Annotated in this window: 3 protein-coding genes and 1 pseudogene; all 4 read right to left on the reverse strand. The window is 31.9% G+C overall.

What is annotated here, in order from left to right; genetic code table 11:
- A pseudogene (locus PHC28_RS17265) lies at positions 1–365 on the reverse strand (bifunctional NADH-specific enoyl-ACP reductase/trans-2-enoyl-CoA reductase); the annotation flags it as partial.
- Between the two features lie 59 nt (positions 366–424).
- Positions 425–2,077 (reverse strand): DNA repair protein RecN, encoded by a 1,653-nt coding sequence (recN, locus tag PHC28_RS17270; RefSeq protein ID WP_300103481.1) that lies wholly within the window; start codon positions 2,075–2,077, stop codon positions 425–427.
- Positions 2,078–2,130: 53 nt separating this feature from the next.
- Positions 2,131–3,015: a DUF4835 family protein gene (locus PHC28_RS17275; protein ID WP_300103483.1), complete on the reverse strand. Its 885-nt coding sequence runs from the start codon at positions 3,013–3,015 to the stop codon at positions 2,131–2,133.
- Positions 3,008–3,358, reverse strand: a 351-nt coding sequence (locus tag PHC28_RS17280) for a phosphopantothenoylcysteine decarboxylase (RefSeq protein WP_300103485.1), incomplete at its 5' end; no start/stop codon positions are given. The genes PHC28_RS17275 and PHC28_RS17280, both read right to left, overlap by 8 nt.

A 3,358-nucleotide genomic window follows, 5' to 3' on the forward strand; every position in this document is an offset into this window, starting at 1 on the left:
TCTAAAGTTTGTCTCTTAACTTCATTTGAAAAGGCATCACCGTTAATACTTTTTGCATATAAACCTGCTTTGTTTGCTTCATTTTCAAAAGCTGCAGAATTATATCAACCTGGAGAAGCTGGTCTTCCTTCAACGGGAGGTTTTTCGAAAAATACACCAATGGTTGCAGCATCAGAACCAAAAGCACTAGTAATTCTTGAAGCTAAACCAAATCCGGTTGAAGCTCCAATTACCAAGACTTTTTTAGCGCCATCAATTGCACCTTTTGATTTTACGTATTCAATTTGATTTTTTACGTTTTGCTCGCATCCCTTTGGGTGTGATGTCAAACAAATAAATCCTCGCATTCTAGGTTCTATAATCATATATGTAAAGGTTATTCTGTTATTCGGTTTTTTTAAGGTGACAAATATAAGCCATTTCTTTAGTTCAGCAAGGCTTTTGCGTGGTTTAATGCGGAATCAGAAACAACAGTTCCTGACAACATTTGTGCAATTTCGATAAGTCGTTCCTCATCAGATAATAATTTTAATTCAGATTGTGTGTCTTCGCCAATAGTAGATTTTGAAACTTTGAAATGTGCTGTTCCTTTTGCAGCAATTTGCGGTAAATGTGTAATAGCAAAAATTTGCATTGTCTGACTCATTTCCTTCATAATTTCGCCCATTCTGTTGGCAATTTCACCAGAAACTCCGGTATCAATTTCATCGAAAATTAAAGTTGGTAATTTTGAATACTGTGCCAAAATTGCTTTCACAGCCAACATAATTCTTGACATTTCTCCACCGGAAGCCACTTTTTTCAACAACCCAAAATCAGTTCCTTTATTAGCTGAAAACAAAAATTCGAGTTCATCTTTCCCGTTTTCGAAATAAGTTGTAGTAGCATTAATATCAATTTTAAATCGAACATTTGGCATTCCTAAAGTTTCTAAAATCGCAATTAACTTTTGACATAAAACTGGAACTGAATCCATTCTTTTCTTATGAATGGTATTTGATAAAGTATCTAATACTATCACTTTTTCCTGAATTGAATTCGTTATTGAAGTAATTTCATTTTCTAAATTTCCTATTTCAAATAGAGAATTTTCTAAATTAGTTTGGATTTCCAATAATTCATCAACAGTTAAAACTTGGTGTTTTTTTTGCAAACTGTAAATCACTTGCAACTTTTGACTAATTAAATCTAATTGTTCAGGATCATTGATGAGTTTCTCGGAACAGCGATTCAATTCATCAGAAATATCGTCAAACTCAATAGTTAGACTTGTTATTCTTTCTAACAAAGAAAAATATTCAGGAGAAAACGAAGCAATCTTCTGCAAAGAAACCTTGATTTCCTTCAAGTTGTGCATCACTCCTATTTGTTCTTCATTGGCAATAGCCAAAGATTTATCGATGGATTCCTTTATAATTTCGACATTATTCAATTTTTCATAATCAGCTTCGAGGGTTTCTTGTTCGCCTGATTTTAAATTTGATGCCACTAATTCGTCTAATAAAAAGGTATTGTATTCCTGTTCTTTGGTAGATTCGGATTGTTTTTTGAGAAGCGTATTTAATTTGGATTTATCCAATTTATAGCTTTTCAAAAGTATTTGATAATCTAAAATATCCTCTTGATTATCAGCAATGGCGTCAATAATTTCGAACTGAACTTTCTCTTCCGAAAGTTCTTGTGTTTGATGCTGCGAATGAATATCGATTAAAAGCAAACTCAATTCCTGCAATTCCTGAAGATTGACTGGACTGTCGTTAACAAAAGCTCTTGATTTTCCCGAAGGTAAAATTTCGCGACGAATGATGGTTTCATCTTCATAATCCAAGTCGTTGGATTCGAAAAAAGGAAGTAAATTGTATTTCGAAATTTCGAAATGGGCTTCAATGACACACTTTTCTTCTTTGTTTTTTAAAGAAGTTAAATCGGCTCTTTTTCCTAAAACCAATCCTAAAGCTCCTAAAATTATTGATTTTCCTGCTCCAGTTTCTCCTGTAATAATTGAAAATCCTTTTGAAAAATCGATATTCAATTTTTCGATTAAAGCATAGTTTTTTATCGACAAGGAAGTTATCATTTCTGTAGTTTTTGTGATGAAGAACCAGTAATAGTTAGGAATTGAAAAATCAATTAATATTTAATCATCGCCCATTTACTTGAATTCAAAGGAGATGTCTTATTCAAATTTTCGACTAAATCTGAAATTGAAATACTTGGTCCACCAGAAAAAATGGAAACAATTTCATCTGATTTTGAATCAAAAAACACTCGAGTCAAATAAGCATTTGGTTTAGATTCATTAAGTTTTCCAAGATTAAGCAATGCGCTTTTTATTTTTTCTTTAGCACTTTTTAAATCTTGACTCATCACATCCAACCCTGAATGATATCCAAACTCTGCTTGGCGAACTTCTTTATATGCTGGCGACAATAAATCATTTATCAAAAAATATCTATTTTGGTTTCCATCAGTTTGTTTCCAACCTCTGTAACCACTTTCTTGGGCAACATTAGAGATGTTTTGGGCAATTTCTAAATAAGGTGTCCCCTCAAATTCCGTAAAACTATCAGCGTCCAAACCTATTATTATGTAGCTATAAAAAGAAACTACGGACACCAGATTGGATTCAAAGGAGTTAGGATTAAAATTTAAACTTTCGAACTCAGTATAACTAAAACTAAAATCTTTGTCGTTAATATTTATGATTGGCGATGAATAAGACGAATTATAGATTGGTCTTGAAGATTGAACCTGAATAGTTGCAACAAATTGATTTGAAGTGTTAGACGAAATGGTGATATACATCGAACAATCTATTTTTTCATTTTGTTTAAATGTTTTTCCAGTCCATTGCGTTTGATTTACAAATTCGCTCAATGAAGTTTCTAAAGTTTTAAAAACTTGTTGATTAGCATTCGGTAATTTTTGAGCATTTACCGTCACGGTACAATTTAATTCTTGCGCTTGGGCAAAGCCAAAAATCAGGACTAAAAATACACTTAAAATGTTACGCATAATTTGCTATTACTTTGTTTAAAATATCATTGGCAACGGCTTCTTTTGATTTCAATTCCATTGGTTCTACCTTGAAATTTTTATCTATGAAAGTGATTTTATTAGTCAACTTTCCAAAACCAGCTCCTTCATCCTGCAGAGAATTAAGAATTATCAAATCTAAGTTTTTTTTCTGAATTTTCAACTTTGCATTTTCAATTTCATTCTCAGTTTCTAATGCGAATCCAATTAAAAACTGATTTTTTTTGATTTCGCCCAATGAAGCCAATATATCATTTGTTTTTTCGAGCTCAATAGTAAAATCATCTGCAGCTTTTTTAATTTTCTGCAAGGCTACATTTTT

The organism is Flavobacterium sp., from assembly GCF_028712645.1.
Classification (GTDB): domain Bacteria; phylum Bacteroidota; class Bacteroidia; order Flavobacteriales; family Flavobacteriaceae; genus Flavobacterium.

Bases quoted from the DNA above. Each gene is read 5' to 3' on its own strand.
- recN (WP_300103481.1), bottom strand. From the start codon at position 2,077: ATGATAACTTCCTTGTCGATAAAAAACTATGCTTTAATCGAAAAATTG.
- PHC28_RS17275 (WP_300103483.1), bottom strand. From the start codon at position 3,015: ATGCGTAACATTTTAAGTGTATTTTTAGTCCTGATTTTTGGCTTTGCC.